The organism is Pseudomonas grandcourensis (assembly GCF_039909015.1).
In the GTDB taxonomy this organism is placed as follows: domain Bacteria; phylum Pseudomonadota; class Gammaproteobacteria; order Pseudomonadales; family Pseudomonadaceae; genus Aquipseudomonas; species Aquipseudomonas grandcourensis.
In genome coordinates this window covers 425330-442943 of sequence record NZ_CP150919.1, presented here as the reverse complement: position 1 = coordinate 442943, position 17614 = coordinate 425330, and the positions used below count along the sequence as shown (strand labels likewise).

Below are 17614 nucleotides of genomic sequence, written 5' to 3'. Positions count from 1 at the left end.
CATCTTGACCTCTGCTGCGTCAAAACGTCCCGATGGTTGCCCATCTTACCTTCAGCCTTGCCAAGACAAAGCATGCCTTGGGGATTAGAATGTCGCGCATTCTCTTTTGGTGACAGCGATATGACTGATCAGCGCAAAGGCAGCGATGCCGAACCCACCACTCACTTCGGCTTCAAAAACGTTCCGGAAAGCCAGAAAGCGGAAAAAGTCGCTGAGGTATTCCACTCGGTAGCCGCCAAGTACGACCTGATGAACGACCTTCTGTCGGGCGGCATGCACCGTCTGTGGAAGCGTTTTGCGATCGAGTTGTCGGGCGTGCGCACTGGTAACCGCGTGCTGGACATCGCTGGCGGCACTGGCGACCTGACCCGCAAGTTCTCGCACCTGGTAGGCCCGACCGGCCAGGTCGTGTTGGCCGACATCAACGAATCCATGCTCAAGGTCGGTCGTGACCGCCTGCTGGACCTCGGTGTGGCCGGCAACGTCGAATTCGTCCAGGCCGATGCGGAAAAACTGCCGTTCCCGGACAACCATTTCGACTGTGTGACCATCGCCTTCGGCCTGCGCAACGTGACCCACAAGGAAGATGCCCTGCGCTCGATGCTGCGCGTGCTCAAGCCGGGCGGTCGTTTGTTGGTGCTGGAGTTCTCCAAGCCGACCAACGCGCTGATGTCCAAGGCCTACGACGCCTACTCGTTCGCCTTCATGCCGTTGATGGGCAAGCTGATCACCAACGATTCGGAAAGCTATCGCTACCTGGCCGAATCGATCCGCATGCACCCGAACCAGGAAACCCTGAAGTCGATGATGGTCGAGGCCGGTTTCGACCGCGTGACCTATCACAACATGACCGCAGGCATCGTTGCCCTGCACCGCGGCATCAAGCCCTGATGCTGCTCGCCGGCCTGCTCGCCAGCGTTGAACTCGGCCTGAACCGGGTGCTGCGTCTCGACAGCACGGCGCTGCCGCGGCTGGCGCACTTGACCGGCAAAGTGATTGCCGTCGATTGCCGCAGCCCGGCGCTGCAACTGTTCATCCTGCCCAGCGACGAAGGCCTGATGCTCGCCTCCCAGTGGGAAACCGGCGCCGACTGCACCTTGCGTGCACCGGCCTCGAGCCTGCTGAAACTGGCCATGAGCAAGGACAAGACCTCGATCCTGCACAGCCCTGAAGTCGAACTCGACGGCAACAGCGGCGTGCTGCTGGAGCTGGCGGCGATCCTCCAGGACCTTGAGCTGGACTGGGAGTACGAACTCTCGCGTTGGCTGGGCCCTGTGGCCACGCAACTGGTCGGCGGTCATCTGCGCAGTCGCGCCCGCTGGTATCAGCAAGGCTTTGCCAGCCTGGGCCAGAACCTGGGCGAATACCTGGCCGAAGAATCGCGCACCCTCGTCGGGCAGCGCGAGGCCGAAGCCCGATTCAGTGAACTGGACCAGATCAAGATCGATCTGGAACGTCTCGAGGCGCGTTTCGAGCGCCTTTCCCGATCCCTCGACCCAAGCGATAACGCATGAAGCTGCTTGCCGTCCGCCGTTTGTTGCGCATCCAGCGCGTCGTGATCCGCTACCGCCTCGATGACCTGCTGTTCGCCCTGCCGCTGCCCTGGTTTCTGCGGGCGCTGCGTTACGCCTTGCCGTGGCGCTGGTTCCCGCGCAAGACCCTGGACCTGAGCCGTGGTGCGCGCCTGCGCCTGGCATTGCAGGACCTGGGGCCGATCTTCATCAAGTTCGGGCAGATCCTGTCCACTCGCCGCGACCTGCTGCCCGAAGACATCGCCGACGAACTGATGAAGCTGCAGGACCGTGTGCCGCCGTTCGACTCGCAGGTGTCGGTCAAGCTGATCGAAGAACAGCTCGGTAAGAAAATCAGCGAAGTGTTCAGCCGTTTCGACGTCGAACCGCTGGCCTCGGCGTCGGTGGCGCAGGTGCATGCCGCGCAACTGAAAACCGGTGAGGAAGTGGTGGTCAAGGTGATCCGCCCGGGCCTCAAGCCGGTGATCGCCCAGGACCTGGCGTGGCTGTTCATCCTCGCCCGCGCAGCCGAAAAACTCTCGGCCGATGCGCGCCTGCTGCACCCGGTGGACGTGGTCAGCGATTACGAAAAAACCATCTACGACGAACTCGACCTGCTGCGCGAGGCGGCCAACGCCAGCCAGCTGAAGCGCAACTTCGACGGCTCGCCGCTGCTGTACGTGCCGCAAGTCTATTGGGACTGGTGCCGGCCGAAAGTGCTGGTGATGGAGCGCATCTACGGCATCCAGGTCACCGATCTGGCGACCCTGGCCGACCAGCGCACGGACATGAAAATGCTCGCCGAGCGTGGCGTGGAGATTTTCTTCACCCAGGTGTTCCGCGACAGCTTCTTCCACGCCGACATGCACCCCGGCAACATTTTCGTCAGCACCGTGAACCCATGGAGCCCGCAGTACATTGCGATCGACTGCGGCATCGTCGGCAGCCTGACCCCCGAAGACCAGGATTACCTGGCGCGCAACCTGTTCGCCTTCTTCAAGCGCGATTACCGTCGCGTGGCGCAGTTGCACATCGATTCAGGCTGGGTGCCGGCGGAAACCAAACTCAACGAATTCGAAGCGGCGATCCGCACCGTGTGCGAGCCGATCTTCGAAAAACCGTTAAAAGATATTTCCTTCGGCCAGGTGCTGATGCGCCTGTTCCAGACCGCGCGCCGCTTCAACATGGAAGTGCAGCCACAGCTGGTCCTGCTGCAAAAAACCCTGTTGAACATCGAAGGCCTGGGCCGCCAGCTGTACCCGGATCTCGATCTGTGGAACACCGCGCAGCCGTTCCTCGAACGCTGGATGCGCGAGCGGGTCAGCCCCAAAGCCCTGCTCGGCAACGTGCACAGCCAGTTTGAACAGATCCCGCACCTGGCCAACATGGCCCGCGACCTGCTCGAACGCATGTCCCAACCCCATGCCCTCAACTCGCCGCCATCGTGGCACCGACGTCGTGACGACTGGTTCCTGCGTCTGCTCGGTACGGCCCATCTGGCCGGTGGCGCCATCCTTGCCGCTGGCGGTCCCATGAACCAGTTGGCTTACTGGCCGGCCGGCATCATGATGGCGGTCGGTTTGTATCTGGTCGTGCGCCGATAGCCAGTTGTGTGAACGACTGGCACACTGTTTGAACGCCTGAGCTCGGCTACTGAAGTGTCGAGCCCGCTGTCGGAGTCGAAGATGAAAAACTGGCTGGACGAGATCAAGTGGGACGCTGACGGCCTGGTGCCGGCCATCGCCCAGGATCACAAGACCGGGCGCGTCCTGATGATGGCCTGGATGAACCGCGAAGCACTGGAACTGACCGCTGCAGAGAACCGCGCCATTTACTGGTCGCGCTCCCGTGGCAAGCTGTGGCGCAAGGGCGAAGAGTCCGGCCATGTGCAAACCCTGCACGAGATGCGCCTGGACTGCGATGCCGACGTCATCATCCTGATGGTTGAGCAGATCGGCGACATCGCCTGCCATACCGGCCGCCAGAGCTGCTTCTACCGCGTCTATGAAAACGGCGACTGGACAACCGTCGACCCGGTCCTGAAAGATCCGTACGCCATCTATTCCGCAGGGCACAAACATGAGTGACACTCTCACCCGCCTCGCCGAGGTACTGGAGGAGCGCAAAGGCGCCGCTGCCGACAGCTCGTACGTCGCCAGCCTGTACCACAAGGGCTTGAACAAGATTCTGGAAAAAGTCGGCGAAGAGTCGGTCGAAACCATCATTGCCGCCAAGGACGCCGCCGTCAGCGGCGACTGCAGCGATGTGATCTACGAAACCGCCGATCTGTGGTTCCACAGCATGGTCATGCTCGCCCAATTGGGGCAGCATCCACAGGCTGTACTCGATGAACTGGACCGTCGTTTCGGTCTCTCCGGACACGCCGAGAAAGCCTCGCGCCCGGACGCCTGAACAACTATTAGAGAGGAGCAGCAGCATGGGCATTTTTGACTGGAAACACTGGATCGTCATCCTGGTTGTCGTGGTACTGGTATTCGGCACCAAGAAACTGAAAAACCTCGGCACCGACGTCGGCGAGTCGATCAAGGGCTTCAAGAAAGCCATGAACGACGACGAAAAACCGGCCGATCCGAATGCGACCCCGGCCCAACCGGTTCCACCGGTACAGCCTCAGGCCTCTGTAAACCAGCCGCACACCATCGACGTGCAGGCACAGAAAGTCGAAGAGCCGATTCGCAAAGACGTGTGAGCACTGACTAATGTTTGGTATCAGCTTCTCTGAACTGCTGCTCGTCGGCCTCGTGGCCCTGCTGGTGCTGGGTCCCGAGCGCTTGCCGGGCGCTGCGCGTACCGCTGGCCTGTGGGTCGGGCGTCTGAAGCGCAGCTTCAACGCAATCAAACAGGAAGTTGAACGTGAAATCGGTGCCGACGAAATTCGTCGGCAACTGCACAACGAGCACATCCTGTCGCTTGAGCAGGAGGCGCGGAAAATCTTCACGCCGACCCAGCAGGAGCCGACGCCGGTGGAGCATGTGGGTGCGCAGACGATTGATGCGCCTGCCGCTGCCGTCGACCCGACACCTGCGCCCGTTGTCGCGCCTGCTGAATCTGCGCCCGTTGTTGCAGCCACTCCGGTTGAACCCGTTACACCTGCGGCTGCGCCCGTTGCGCCGGCCCCTCATGACCCAACACTGCCGCCGCGAGCCCCATGAGCGATCTTCCTGAAAACGACCAGCACATGCCGCTGGTTTCGCACCTCACCGAGTTGCGTACCCGCCTGCTGCGCTGCGTAGCGGCGATCTTCATCATCTTTGCCGGGCTGTTTGCTTTCACCCAGCAGATCTACACATTCGTCTCCACGCCGCTGCGCGCGTACCTGCCCGCCGGCGCGACGATGATTGCCACCGATGTGTCGTCGCCGTTCCTGACGCCGCTGAAGCTGACGATGATGGTCTCGCTGTTCCTGGCGATTCCGGTGATCCTGCACCAGATCTGGGGTTTCATCGCCCCGGGCCTCTACAAGCATGAAAAGCGCATCGCCGTGCCTTTGCTGGTCTCCAGTATCTTTCTGTTCTACGCCGGCATGGCCTTCGCCTACTTCCTGGTGTTCCCGCTGATCTTCAAGTTCTTCGCCTCCGCCACTCCGGCCGGCGTGGAAATGATGACCGACATCACCAGCTACCTCGATTTCGTCATGACGCTGTTCTTCGCCTTTGGCGTGGCGTTCGAAATCCCGGTGGCCGTGGTGCTGCTGGTGTGGATCGGCGTGGTCGACGTCAAATACCTGAAGAAAATCCGCCCGTACGTGGTCATCGGCTGCTTCGTGGTCGGCATGATCCTGACGCCGCCGGACATTTTCTCGCAGACCCTGCTGGCCGTGCCGATGTGGCTGTTGTTCGAGATCGGCATCCTGTTTGGCAGCCTGATCAGCAAACGTGGCGAGCATCCGGATGATCAGCCGGCTGACGATCACAACGACCAGCCGCCAGCGACCCAAGCGTGAACCTGCTGCTCCTTGAAGAGGCCGATTTCATTGCGGCCGACCGGGCGGTCCTGCGTGATCGCCGGTTGACCCACATGCAGGAAGTCCACCGCTGCGAAGTCGGTGACAGCATGCGCGTCGGGCGGATCGGCGGGCTGATGGGTTCGGCCGAAGTGCTGCGCCTGGACGCCGACGAAGCGGAATTGCGCGTCACCCTCGACCAGCCACCGCCGGCCAAGCTGCCATTGACCCTGGTATTGGCCCTGCCACGGCCCAAGATGCTGCGCAGGGTGTTCCAGACGGTGGCGGCCATGGGTGTGCCGCGCATCGTGCTGGTCAACAGCTATCGCGTCGAGAAGAGCTTCTGGCAGACCCCTTTCCTGGAGCCTGAGGCGATTCGCGAGCAGTTGATCCTCGGCCTCGAACAGGCCAGGGACAGCGTGCTGCCGGAAGTCGTGATCGAGAAACGCTTCAAGCCCTTCGTCGAAGACCGTCTGCCCGCGATGACCGAAGGCACCCTCGGCCTGGTGGGGCATCCGGGTAATTACCCGCCCTGCCCTCGCGCGCTCAGCGAACCGGTGACCCTGGCCATCGGCCCCGAGGGTGGCTGGATTCCCTACGAGATAGACCTGCTGGGCAAGTCCGGCCTGCAACCGGTGCAATTGGGCGAACGCATCCTGCGCGTCGAAACCGCCGTGACCGCGCTGCTGGCACGACTTTTCTAATCCCGGACTCTCCCACAGGTCTGTCATCTGCCCTGGATGATCAGCCACCCGTACTACAGAACCCCGCACGTCGGCCGATAACCTCCCCATAAAACCAAATTGTGGTCCAGGGAGTTTCAGCATGTACCAATGGCTAGCCGAGAATCTGGGAAACGTCAGCGTCAAACGCAAGCTGGGGATCGGCTTCGGCCTGGTGCTGTTACTGACCCTGCTGATCACCTTCACCGGCTGGAGCGGCCTGAGTGGCGTGACCAGCCGTGGCGATAAACTGGGGTTCATCGCCAGTCTCAACGACCTTACCAAAGACCTGCGCATTGCACGCCTGGATTACGAGATGCGTCGCGGCGAACAAGGCCCCGGCGCCGTCAACGATCTATTGGGCAAGCTCGAAAGCGGCCTGCAGACCGCCCGCGGCCTGATCGAGCAACCGGCCGATACGGCCATGGTCGATCAACAACTGGCCGCAGTCGCAGAATACCGTCGTGCCTTCAACGACATGACCCAGGCCGGCGCCCAGCGTGAAGACGCCCGCAGCAAACTCGGCGCCACCGCCGACAACGCCGTGGCCCGCGTCGCCGAAGTAGAAAAATCCATGCTGCAAGGTGAAAGCGTGGCGGCGTTCAACAGCGTCATCGACCTGAGCAAACTGATCCAGCAGGCGCGTTTCCAGGTGCGTGGATACACCTACAGCGGCAAGAGCGAAGCCGAACAGCCAGCCCTCGACGCGATCGACAACGCCCTGAAAAACCTCGAGAGCCTGCCGACCAAACTGCCTGAAGAACACATCGCCAACCTGCAACAGGCAACTGACTCGCTGAAGGCCTATCGCGCCGCCGTCAGCCAGTTCCGCGACTCCCAGGTGGCCAGCGCCAAGGCTCTGGCACGCATGTCCGTCCAAGGCAACATCCTGTTGGACATGAGCCAGAAACTCACCGTCTCGCAAACCGTCGTGCGTGACACCGACGCCGCCCATGCCAAGAACATGCTGAGCCTCGCCACCGTGCTGGCCATCGCCTTCGGCCTGCTGGCCGCCTGGGCGATCACCCGGCAGATCATCATTCCGTTGAACCAGACCCTGGTCGTGGCCCAGCGCGTCGCCAGCGGCGACCTGACCCACAACCTGACGTCGCAGCGCCGCGACGAACTCGGCCAGTTGCAGCGTGCCATGCAGAGCATGACCCAGGGCTTGCGCGAACTGATCGGCGGCATCAGCGACGGTGTCACGCAGATCGCCAGCGCCGCCGAAGAGCTGTCGGCCGTGACCGAGCAGACCAGTGCCGGGGTCAACAGCCAGAAGATCGAGACTGATCAGGTCGCCACCGCCATGAACGAAATGGCCGCCACCGTGCAGGAAGTTGCGCGCAACGCCGAAGAAGCTTCCGAAGCCGCCGTCGCCGCCGACCAGCAGGCCCGCGAAGGTGACAGGGTGGTCGCAGAGGCTATCGCCCAGATCGAACGCCTGGCCGCGGAAGTCGGTCATTCCACCGAGGCCATGGGTGAACTCAAGCGCGAAAGCGACAAGATCGGCAGCGTACTCGACGTCATCAAGTCCGTGGCTCAGCAAACCAACCTGCTGGCGCTCAATGCCGCCATCGAAGCCGCCCGTGCCGGTGAAGCCGGACGCGGTTTTGCCGTGGTCGCAGACGAAGTCCGCAGCTTGGCCCAGCGCACCCAGAAGTCCACCGAAGAGATCGAAGAGCTGATCGTCGGCCTGCAAAACGGCACCCAGCAAGTGGCGACCATCATGGACAACAGCCGCACCCTGACCGACAGCAGCGTCGAACTGACCCGCCGCGCCGGTGGCTCACTGGAAAGCATCACCCGCACGGTGTCGGCGATCCAGGCGATGAACCAGCAGATTGCTGCGGCTGCCGAGCAGCAAAGTGCCGTGGCCGAAGAGATCAACCGCAGCGTGCTGAATGTGAGGGATGTGTCGGATCAGACATCGGCCGCAAGTGAAGAGACGGCGGCGTCCAGCGTTGAACTGGCACGGTTGGGGACGCATTTGCAGATGTTGGTGGGCAAGTTCAGGGTTTGAGGGCATACCCATCGCGAGCCTGCTCGCGATTGCAACAACACGAAGTGACTGACATATCGCCAGCAAAGGCCTTTTCGAAGGCAAAAAAAACCCGCTTTCGCGGGTTTTTTTATTATGCCAACTGAGGCTGTTCGCTCATTGGCTTGAGCGGCAACAGCGGCGCGTGGGGGTCGGCTTTCACCGACTTGCGCCAGGCGCCCAGCCACTCTGGGTGACCTTCGTTCCAGACCTGCTCATGCAAGCGGGCCAATGCCACCGGGTCGCTCAACAGTTGCACACGCTCGTTGTTGGTCAACCCTTCCGGGCCAACCTTCATCGCGTGGCGAACCCGCTCGATCCGCAACCATTCGATCGGCTCGGCCTGATTGTGCCGGGAGGTCGCCAGCGAGCACGCCAGGGCGTTCTGCTGTGGATCGACCACCGAACGGACGAAGCCGTCGTTCAGCGCATGCCAGCGGTTTTCGTGGGTGTACTGGTCGGTTGCCAGCAAGGCCTGCGGCGGATTGTATTCCTCTGGAATCAGGAACAGGCTCTCGTCGCGGGACTTCAGGCCCAGGCCAACGCGGCTGGAGATCACCGATACCGGGATCGACAGCATCAGCGAACCGACGATCGGCACCAGCCACCACAGGAAGCTCGGGTTCAGCCAGATCACCAGCATGGCCCAGAAGAAGCCCAACAGGGTTTGCGGACCGTGGCGCTTGACCGCTTCGCTCCACGGCGTGGAGTCGTCGTCACGTTGTGGCGAGTTCCAGGTCGCGGCCCAGCCGAGGAACGCGGCGAGGACGAAACGGGTGTGGAAGATCATCCGCACTGGCGCCAGCAACATGGAGAACAGCATCTCCAGCAGCATCGACAGGGTCACCTTGAACTTGCCGCCGAACTCTTTCGCGCCCTTGGCCCAGATCAGGATGATGCTCAGCAGCTTCGGCAGGAACAGCAGCACGATGGTGGTCGAGAACAGCGCAATCGCCTTGTCCGGGTGCCATTGAGGCCACAGCGGATAGAGCTGGCGCGGTTCGAGGAAGTACTGCGGCTCCATCAGCGTGTTGACCGCCAGCAGCGCGGTCGACAGCACCAGGAAGAAGAACCACAACGGCGCCGACAGGTAGGACATCACGCCGGTCAGGAACACCGCGCGGTGCACCGGGTGCATGCCCTTGACCAGGAACAGGCGGAAGTTCATCAGGTTACCGTGGCACCAGCGACGGTCACGCTTGAGTTCGTCCAGCAGGTTCGGCGGCAGTTCTTCATAGCTGCCCGGCAAGTCGTAGGCAATCCACACGCCCCAGCCGGCACGGCGCATCAACGCGGCTTCAACGAAGTCGTGGGACAGGATTGAGCCGGAGAACGCACCTGTACCGGGCAACGGCGCCAGGGCGCAGTGGTCGATGAACGGCTTCATGCGGATGATCGCGTTGTGGCCCCAGTAGTGCGACTCGCCCAGTTGCCAGAAGTGCAGGCCGGCGGTGAACAGCGGGCCATACACGCGAGTGGCGAACTGCTGCATGCGCGCATACAGGGTGTCCATGCCCGACGCACGTGGCGCGGTCTGGATGATCCCGGCGTCCGGCGTGGCTTCCATCAGGCGTACCAGACTGGTCAGGCACTCACCGCTCATCACGGAGTCGGCGTCGAGTACGACCATGTACTTGTAGTCGCCGCCCCAGCGACGGCAGAAGTCGTCGAGGTTGCCGCTTTTACGTTTTACGCGACGGCGACGGCGGCGATAGAAGATCTTGCCGAAGCCCCCGGCTTCACGGCAGACGTCCAGCCAGGCCTGTTGCTCGGCGACGCAGATATCGGCGTCGTTACTGTCGCTGAGGACGAAGAAGTCGAAGCGGTCCAGGTCACCCGTGGCCGCCACCGACTCGAAGGTCGCCCGCAGGCCGGCGAATACCCGTGGCACGTCTTCGTTGCAGATCGGCATCACCAGTGCGGTGCGCGCATCCTTCGGAATCGGCTCGTTGCCGGCACTTTTGCCGGAGATACGGTATTTATCGTGGCCGGTCAGCAACTCTAGGAAGCCCATCAGCGCGGTCCAGAAGCCGGCCGACACCCAGCAGAACAGAATCCCGAACAGGATCAGGATGCTGGTCTGCAAGGCATACGGCAGCACTTGCGTGGCGGTTTGCAGCAGTGGCTGGTGCAGCACTTCGTTGAGGTCGACGAACGACCAGCCCTGGTACGGCATGATGCCTTTCATGTACCAGCCGGCGACGATGGTCTGGCCGAGCATCAGCAGCAACAGAATGTAGCGACGGATCGAACCCACCGTGCGCCAGCGCGCGGCCGGCAGGACACGTTCGTCCTTCGGCGGCTTCGGCGGGTTGGTACGACCGGTCATCCGACGCCAGCCACGCACCAGAATGTTGGTGCGCCACGGCTCCGGCACGACCTTGGTCCGCCGGATCGGCGGGGTCGCCTTGAGGCAGACCCGGCCGTTGGCGTCGAGCACCAGCATTTCCGCGTCCTGCAGCTCTTCGGCGGTGCTCAGGGTCAGGCGTTTGCCCACCGAAGCCTGGGCGGCTTCGGTCGGGGCGTCGAACGTCGACGATGACAGGCGTTCATGCAATTCGCTGAAAGACTGGCAGCCCGCGAGTTCCGCGCGCTGCTCGTCGGTCATCGGCAGATGCGCCAGATACTCGGAAAGAGTTTCTGGCCGTACTTGAGAGTTACTCATCGGCAGGCAACTGATAGCTCCAGGTCTCGGTCAGGACTTCTTCAGTCGGGGCCGATTCCGGTGTGGCTGGGGCCGCGTCGGCAGCAACAGGCTGCTTGGCGTCTTTATTGGCCTTGTCCTTGGCATCTGCAACAGGCTTCGCTTCAGCCTGCTTGGCCTCCGCTTGCTTGGCTTCCTTGTCCGCTTTCTCTTGTTGCTTGGCGGCAACCTTGTCGGCCTTGGCAACTGACGAGTTCGACGACGGAATCGAAGTCTTGGCCAGGTCCGCCGGCACGATGTTCTGCACCAGCGCGGCACGCATCTCGGTGGACTTGCCCGGATCCTTGATCTTCATCCGCAGTGTCAGGCGCCAGCCCTTGGTTTCAGGGTTGTAGCGCACGCTGTTTTCCACCAACTCGGCGTTGTCGCCGACGCTGACCTGGCTGCGAACGTCCGCATCGGCCGGCAATGCCGCCAGGGACGGGCCTTCGAAGTCCACCAGGTAGGCAACGCTGCCGTCCGGCTGACGAATCAGGTTGGACTGCTTGACGTCACCGGTGGAACGCAGGGTCTGTTTGACCCAGGCGCTGTCTGGCGCGTGAATCGTGTCTTCATCCATGGTCCAGTGCATACGATAAGCGACATCGAGCGGCTGGCCAGGTTCCGGCAATTTTTCCGGGTTCCAGAAGGCAACGATGTTGTCGTTGGTTTCGTCGGCGGTCGGAATCTCGACCAGGTCGACGGTGCCCTTGCCCCAGTCACCCTTCGGCTCGATCCAGGCGCTTGGGCGCTTGTCGTACCGGTCGTCGAGGTCTTCGTAGTGGCTGAAGTCGCGGCCACGTTGCAGCAGACCGAAGCCGCGCGGGTTTTCCACGCTGAAGTTGCTCACGGCCAGATGTTTCGGGTTGTTCAGCGGACGCCAGATCCACTCGCCGTTGCCGGCATGGATCGCCAGGCCGCTGGAGTCGTGCAGCTCGCGACGGTAGTTCAGTACTTTCGACGGCTGGTTGGCGCCGAACAAATACATGCTGGTCAACGGGGCGATACCCAGCTTGCCGACCTTGTCACGCAGGAACATCTGCGCCTTGACGTCGACGATGGTGTCGCTGCCCGGACGCAGGGTCAGGCGATAGGCGCCGGTGGCACGAGGCGAGTCCAGCAGGGCGAAGATCACCAGGTGCTTGTCGCCTGGCTTGGGCTGCTGAATCCAGAACTCGCGGAAACGCGGGAATTCTTCTCCGGACGGCAATGCGGTATCCAGCGCCATGCCGCGAGCGGACAAACCATAGACGTGACCCTTGCCGACGACGCGGAAGTAGCTCGCGCCGAGCATGGTCATGATTTCGTCTTGCTTGTCGGCCTTGTTGATCGGGTACAGCACACGGAAACCGGCATAACCCAGTTGTTCGGTGGCCTTGGGATCGAACTGCATGTCGCCGAAGTCGAAACGACTCGGATCGTATTTGATCTCTTCGACGGTGTTCGCGGTGATTTCGTTGATTTTCACCGGCGTATCGAAATGCATGCCCTGGTGATAGAAGGACAGCTTGAACGGCGTCTTCTGATCAGCCCACTCGGCTTTTTCCGTCAGAAAACGAATTTTCTGATAGTCCGCGAATTTCATGTCGCGGAACTCGTTCGGCAGGTTACTGCGCGGCGCTTCGTATTTCTGCGCGGCCAGCTCTTTTGCCTTGGCCGATACATCATCCAGACTGAATGCCCAAAGCTGACCGGCGCTGAGCAGGCAGAGCAGTGCAGAGCCCGCTACGAGGGCGCTGCGTAACCGTTTGGCAGACAATTTTGGTGCGTTACAGGGACTAACAATCACGAGCAACCCTCGCCGAAAACAGATCAAAAAACCAACGGCCAGTTAAAGGGTCTGCACGGTGTACGGTATGAAAAAACCGCCCTTGCAAACCACTCTTGCCAAGTTGGCGAGCATTGTTCCGACTCCGCTGGGGTGAAATGATTCCCCAATCGGATCCAGACAAGTCTCTACCTAAGTCAAAATGGACCAACGAACGCTGATCCCCGTAGCGCGGGATTATCTAGTAGGCCGCGTTACAACGCATCAGGGGTAACAAAGTATTTATCGCGAAAAAGCCCTGTTTTCAGTCGAAATGAACGTAAAAACTTGTTTCAAACGCTTTCAGGTCTGTAACAGGAAGGTTACCGGGCCATCATTGACCAGGTGCACCTGCATATCCGCGCCGAATCTACCTGATGCCACAGTGCCATGCACCTGTTTCGCTTTGCTTAATAGATAGTCGAACAGTTCCTCTCCCAGCGCCGGAGGGGCCGCGGTCGAGAAACCCGGACGCAGCCCGCTTTTGGTATCGGCAGCCAGGGTGAACTGAGAGACCAGCAGCAACCCGCCGCCCACATCCGCCAAGGACAGATTCATCTTGCCCTCAGCATCGCTGAATACCCGATAGTTAAGCAGTTTATTAAGAAGTTTGTCGGCGCTGGCCCGCGTATCGTCGGGCTCGACGGCTACCAGGACCAGCAATCCCTGATCGACGGCACCCACGATCTCGCCCGCGACCTCGACTCGCGCGCCGCGCACCCGTTGCAGCAGGCCCTTCATGCTTCTTCAGGCGGCAGGTCGAGCAGACGCCGGGCCATCTGATCGGCGGCGCGTACCAGCGCGTCGGTGATGCCAGGCTCGGAAGCGGCATGACCGGCATCGCGGATGACCTGCAGTTCGCTGTTCGGCCAGGCTTGATGCAATTCCCAGGCGTTATCCAGCGGGCAGATCACGTCATAGCGACCATGAATGATCACGCCTGGCAAATGGGCGATCTTGCCCATGTCGCGGATCAGCTGGTTCTGCTCCAGGAAGGCGTTGTTGGTGAAGTAGTGGCATTCGATACGGGCAATCGACAACGCACGTTGTGGCTCGGAGAAACGGTCGACTACCAGCGGGTTGGGGCGCAGGGTCGCGGTGCGGCCCTCCCAGGTCGACCAGGCCTTGGCCGCGTGCATCTGGGCAATCTGGTCGTTGCCGACCAGTCGCTTGTGGAACGCGGTGAGCAAGTCGCCGCGCTCGTCCAGCGGGATCGGCGCGATGTAGTCCTGCCAGTAATCGGGGAACAGGCGGCTGGCGCCGGCCTGATAGAACCATTCGATTTCCTGCGGGCGGCAGAGAAAGATCCCGCGCAGGATCAGGCCGTGCACCCGCTCAGGATGGGTTTGTGCGTAGGCCAGCGCCAGGGTCGAACCCCAGGAGCCGCCAAACAGCACCCATTTGTCGATGCCCAGGTGCTGGCGAATCCGCTCAAGGTCGGCGACCAGATCCCAGGTGGTGTTGTTTTCCAGGCTGGCGTGGGGCGTGGAGCGACCGCAGCCGCGCTGATCGAAGGTGACAATGCGATAGAGGTTGGGATCGAAGAAGCAACGACTCTGGGCATCACATCCGGCACCGGGGCCGCCGTGGATGAACACCACCGGCAAACCTTCCGGTGAACCGCTTTCGTCGACGTACAGGGTGTGGGTTTCGTCGACGGCCAGATCGTGCCGGGCGTGGGGTTTGATCTGCGGGTACAAAGTCTGCATTGCGCACTCCGTAAGGGGTCGAGGTCATCCCTGGGGGGACTTCTATTATTCTGCCGTTGGGCATCATAAACCCGATTTACGTCAATGAGCATGCCCGTGCAGAGTCAGAGTTTTGCCGACAGATATCCGAACAAGGTTTCGTACAGCGCATCGACCTCGGCCGCCTGCCCTCGGGCCCGCAAACAGCCATGGACCAGCCCCTCGCCGACATACAGCGTGGCAGCAACACCCGCAGCACTCAGTCGCTCGGCATATAGCACGCCGTCATCACGCAACGGGTCGAATTGCGCCACGGCGATCAATGCCGGTGGCAGTCCGCTGAAGTCCGTGGCGAGCAATGGCATGGCGTAGGCGTCCGGATGGCGGGTGCCTCGCAGGTAAAGCGCGTGATAGCAATCGACGTCACTGCTGCTGAGTAACGGCGCGTCGATGCACTCACTGCGCGACGGCAGTTGGTGATCGCCGGCCAACCCCGGATAGATCAGCACCTGCGCGCATGGCACTGGCTCGCCGGCATCGCGCAGCGCCAGGCACAACGCCGCCGCCAGGTTGCCACCGGCACTGTCGCCGGCCACCAGCGTGCGGGCTGGATCTAGTTGAAACGGCCCGGCGCGCAGAGCTCGCCAGACCTTCAGGCAATCATCGAACGCGGCGGGAAACGGATGCTCCGGTGCTCGGCGGTAATCGACGGCGATCACCCGTACACCGAGTGTCGATGCCCATTCGGCACAGATGAAATCGTGGGAATCCAGGTCCCCCACCACCCAGCCGCCGCCATGCAGATAAACGATGCACGACGCACCGCTGGTCGGTGGCTGATAGGAACGAACCGCAACACCGTCCAACTCGAAATCGACCACATGCAACCCGGCGGGGCGTGCCGGGGTAAACGCCCGGCACATCTCGCTGTAGGCCTGGCGCAACCCGGTGATGCTGCTGTCGGTGCTGTTGAAGCTCAGGGTTTTGTCGACGAATGCCGTCATCTGTTTGGAAAGCGGATAAGGAGCCATGAGCCTGATGCCCGTTCAGGAAAGTGGGTGAGATCCCCTGTAGGAGCGAGCCTGCTCGCGATGGCGGCGTGTCAGTCGACATCAATTCTGAATGTCCTACCGCTATCGCGAGCAGGCTCGCTCCTACAGGTTTTGCTGTCAGTGATTCAGGCTGGCCTGAACCGTCGCCACGCCATCCTTGCCATCGAAACTGCTGACACCCGCCAGCCAGCGCTGCAAGTCCTCGGGATGGTCGCGCAGCCATTTTTTCGCGACATCCTGAGCCGTCTGGCGCTCCATGATCGGCACCATCAACTGGCTTTCCTGAGCAGCGGTGAAGGTCAGGTTTTCCAGCAGGCGATTGACGTTCGGGCAGCGCTGGGCGTAATCCGGCGCAGTTACGGTGGAAACGGTCGCGGCGCCTTCATTAGGGCCGTACACGTCTTCACTGCCAGTCAGATAGTCGATCTTCATGTTGATGTTCATCGGATGCGGGGTCCAGCCGACGAACACCACGAACTCCTTGCGATTCACGGCACGCTGAACGGCGGCGAGCATGCCGGCTTCACCGGACTCGATGAGTTTGAAATCCTTCAGGCCGAAGTGATTGGTTTCGATCATGGTCTTGATCGTGGTGTTGGCGCCGCTGCCCGGCTCGATGCCGTAGATCTTGCCGCCGAGTTGATCCTTGAATTTCGCGATGTCGGCAAAGGTTTTCAGGCCGGCTGCTGCCACATAGTCAGGAACCGCGAGGGTGGCCTGGGCATCGGCCAGGCTCGGTTTGTCCATGACCTTGACCTGATTGGCCGCCACGAAGGGTGCGATGTTTTTATCCATCGCCGGTTTCCAGTAACCGAGGAAGATGTCCAGGCGCTTGTCACGGATGCCGGCGAAGATGATTTGCTGCACGGCGCTGGTTTGCTTGCTTTCGTAGCCCAGACCATTGAGCAGCACATCGGCCATGCCGCTGGTGGCGATCACGTCGGTCCAGTTGACCACGCCCATGCGCACGGTTTTGCAGGAAGCGTCGTCCGCGGCCATGGCGCCGGCGCTCAACAGAGCAGTGCCGCAGAAGATTGAGAGACAGCGGGTGAACAGACCTTTGGGGCTTGTCATAGAGAGCATTCTCGTGCGGCAGCGGATTATTGTCGGGGCGGTGTCTTTGTGCACCGTGACCAGAACATTACGCAGCAGACGAGCGGTAAAAGCGAACTGTGGCGACCGAGATTTGCACAGTGGCGACTGTTACGTCGCGCTTTCAAGATGAACGCTTACCTGTGGGAGCGAGCTTGCTCGCGATGGCGGTGGATCAGTCGAAATAGATGTGACAGACAGACCGCTATCGCGAGCAAGCTCGCTCCCACAGGGTTATATGCCAGGCATTAAGCCTTGTGGTGCTTCGCGCCCCAGGCCAGCAACCCTTGCAGCAACTCCTTCAACACCACCCGCGTCGGCTCCGCCAGGTCCGGGCGATAACGGAACGGCTCGAATTCTTCCATGTAGGTGCACTGCCCCAACTCCAGCTGCACCGCGTGGATGTTCTCGGCCGGGTTGCCGTAATGGCGGGTGATGTGCCCGCCCTTGAAGCGTCCGTTGAGTACGTGGGTGTAATTGTCGTGAAGCGCGCAGATCGCTTCCAGTCGGGTCGCAAGCTGTGGATCGCAACTGGCGCCGTTGAAGGTGCCGAGGTTGAAGTCCGGCAGCTTGCCGTCGAACAGGTGCGGGATGATCGAGCGGATCGAGTGGGCATCGAACAGCAGCGCATAGCCGAACTCGGCCTTGAGGCGCGCCAGTTCGTTTTGCAAGGTGTTGTGATACGGCGTCCAGATCTGTTCCAGGTAAGTAGCACGCTCATCGGCAGAAGGTTCCAAGCCTTCGCGGAACAACGGTATGCCGTCGAACAACGTGGCCGGATACAGACCGGTAGTCGCGCCGACGTACAAAGGCTTGTCGTCGGACGGCCGGTTCAGGTCGATGACGAACCGCGAGTACTCGGCCGCCAGGGTGCTGGCGCCCAGTTCAGCGGCAAAGTCGTACAGCTGCGGGATGTGCCAGTCGGTGTCCGGCAGGCTTTTCGCGTCAGGGATCAATCCGGCTTCGACTGCCGGGGTCAGGCGCACGCCAGCGTGGGGCATGCTGATCAGCAGCGGTACGCGGCCTTGTTTGAAGTTCAGAACCTTATCCACAACAG

General features: G+C 61.5%; 17 protein-coding genes. 10 read left to right on the top strand and 7 right to left on the bottom strand.

The window, feature by feature from the left end; all coding sequences use genetic code 11:
• Positions 1-120 precede the first annotated feature (120 nt).
• From ubiE to AABM52_RS01865, 10 genes are all read left to right on the top strand, one after another.
• Complete coding sequence (gene ubiE, locus AABM52_RS01910; protein WP_007989286.1) at positions 121-891, top strand: bifunctional demethylmenaquinone methyltransferase/2-methoxy-6-polyprenyl-1,4-benzoquinol methylase UbiE; 771 nt, start codon at positions 121-123, stop codon at positions 889-891.
• A complete protein-coding gene (locus AABM52_RS01905) occupies positions 891-1514 on the top strand; it encodes an SCP2 domain-containing protein (RefSeq protein WP_347910140.1) in 624 nt (207 codons plus the stop codon). The genes ubiE and AABM52_RS01905 overlap by 1 nt, the downstream gene beginning before the upstream one ends.
• Complete coding sequence (gene ubiB, locus AABM52_RS01900; RefSeq protein ID WP_347910139.1) at positions 1511-3115, top strand: ubiquinone biosynthesis regulatory protein kinase UbiB; 1605 nt, start codon at positions 1511-1513, stop codon at positions 3113-3115. The genes AABM52_RS01905 and ubiB overlap by 4 nt, the downstream gene beginning before the upstream one ends.
• Before the next feature lie 81 nt (positions 3116-3196).
• Positions 3197-3598 carry a phosphoribosyl-AMP cyclohydrolase gene (gene hisI, locus AABM52_RS01895; protein WP_347910138.1) on the top strand — a complete coding sequence of 134 codons (402 nt, stop codon included), beginning with the start codon at positions 3197-3199 and terminating at the stop codon, positions 3596-3598.
• Complete coding sequence (locus tag AABM52_RS01890; protein ID WP_347910137.1) at positions 3591-3923, top strand: phosphoribosyl-ATP diphosphatase; 333 nt, start codon at positions 3591-3593, stop codon at positions 3921-3923. Before hisI ends, AABM52_RS01890 begins: the two co-directional genes overlap by 8 nt.
• A gap of 25 nt (positions 3924-3948) precedes the next feature.
• Entirely contained in the window at positions 3949-4221 is a 273-nt protein-coding gene (locus AABM52_RS01885) for a twin-arginine translocase TatA/TatE family subunit (protein ID WP_007989280.1), read from the top strand.
• A 10-nt stretch (positions 4222-4231) separates the two neighbouring features.
• Positions 4232-4684, top strand: a complete 453-nt coding sequence (tatB, locus tag AABM52_RS01880; protein WP_347910135.1) for a Sec-independent protein translocase protein TatB — start codon at positions 4232-4234, stop codon at positions 4682-4684.
• Positions 4681-5475 carry a twin-arginine translocase subunit TatC gene (tatC, locus tag AABM52_RS01875; RefSeq protein ID WP_347910134.1) on the top strand — a complete coding sequence of 265 codons (795 nt, stop codon included), beginning with the start codon at positions 4681-4683 and terminating at the stop codon, positions 5473-5475. Before tatB ends, tatC begins: the two co-directional genes overlap by 4 nt.
• Complete coding sequence (locus AABM52_RS01870) at positions 5472-6179, top strand: 16S rRNA (uracil(1498)-N(3))-methyltransferase (protein ID WP_347910133.1); 708 nt, start codon at positions 5472-5474, stop codon at positions 6177-6179. The genes tatC and AABM52_RS01870 overlap by 4 nt, the downstream gene beginning before the upstream one ends.
• A gap of 121 nt (positions 6180-6300) precedes the next feature.
• Positions 6301-8217 (top strand): methyl-accepting chemotaxis protein, encoded by a 1917-nt coding sequence (locus tag AABM52_RS01865; RefSeq protein ID WP_347910132.1) that lies wholly within the window; start codon positions 6301-6303, stop codon positions 8215-8217.
• A gap of 112 nt (positions 8218-8329) precedes the next feature.
• Here AABM52_RS01865 and mdoH read toward each other — a convergent pair whose 3' ends face one another.
• From mdoH to hutG, 7 genes are all read right to left on the bottom strand, one after another.
• Positions 8330-10900: a glucans biosynthesis glucosyltransferase MdoH gene (mdoH, locus tag AABM52_RS01860; RefSeq protein WP_347910131.1), complete on the bottom strand. Its 2571-nt coding sequence runs from the start codon at positions 10898-10900 to the stop codon at positions 8330-8332.
• On the bottom strand, positions 10893-12707 hold the full coding sequence (locus AABM52_RS01855; protein WP_347910129.1) for a glucan biosynthesis protein: 1815 nt from the start codon (positions 12705-12707) through the stop codon (positions 10893-10895). The genes mdoH and AABM52_RS01855 overlap by 8 nt, the downstream gene beginning before the upstream one ends.
• A gap of 321 nt (positions 12708-13028) precedes the next feature.
• The gene (gene dtd / locus AABM52_RS01850; protein ID WP_008047807.1) at positions 13029-13466 is read right to left on the bottom strand and encodes a D-aminoacyl-tRNA deacylase; all 438 of its coding nucleotides are present in this window, start codon (positions 13464-13466) and stop codon (positions 13029-13031) included.
• Positions 13463-14434: a prolyl aminopeptidase gene (gene pip, locus AABM52_RS01845; protein ID WP_347910128.1), complete on the bottom strand. Its 972-nt coding sequence runs from the start codon at positions 14432-14434 to the stop codon at positions 13463-13465. The genes dtd and pip overlap by 4 nt, the downstream gene beginning before the upstream one ends.
• Positions 14435-14538: 104 nt before the next feature.
• The gene (locus AABM52_RS01840) at positions 14539-15444 is read right to left on the bottom strand and encodes an alpha/beta hydrolase (RefSeq protein ID WP_347910127.1); all 906 of its coding nucleotides are present in this window, start codon (positions 15442-15444) and stop codon (positions 14539-14541) included.
• Positions 15445-15582: 138 nt separating this feature from the next.
• Positions 15583-16539 carry a choline ABC transporter substrate-binding protein gene (locus AABM52_RS01835; protein WP_347910125.1) on the bottom strand — a complete coding sequence of 319 codons (957 nt, stop codon included), beginning with the start codon at positions 16537-16539 and terminating at the stop codon, positions 15583-15585.
• 266 nt (positions 16540-16805) lie between these two features.
• Positions 16806-17609 carry an N-formylglutamate deformylase gene (hutG, locus tag AABM52_RS01830; RefSeq protein ID WP_347910123.1) on the bottom strand — a complete coding sequence of 268 codons (804 nt, stop codon included), beginning with the start codon at positions 17607-17609 and terminating at the stop codon, positions 16806-16808.
• Positions 17610-17614 lie beyond the last annotated feature (5 nt).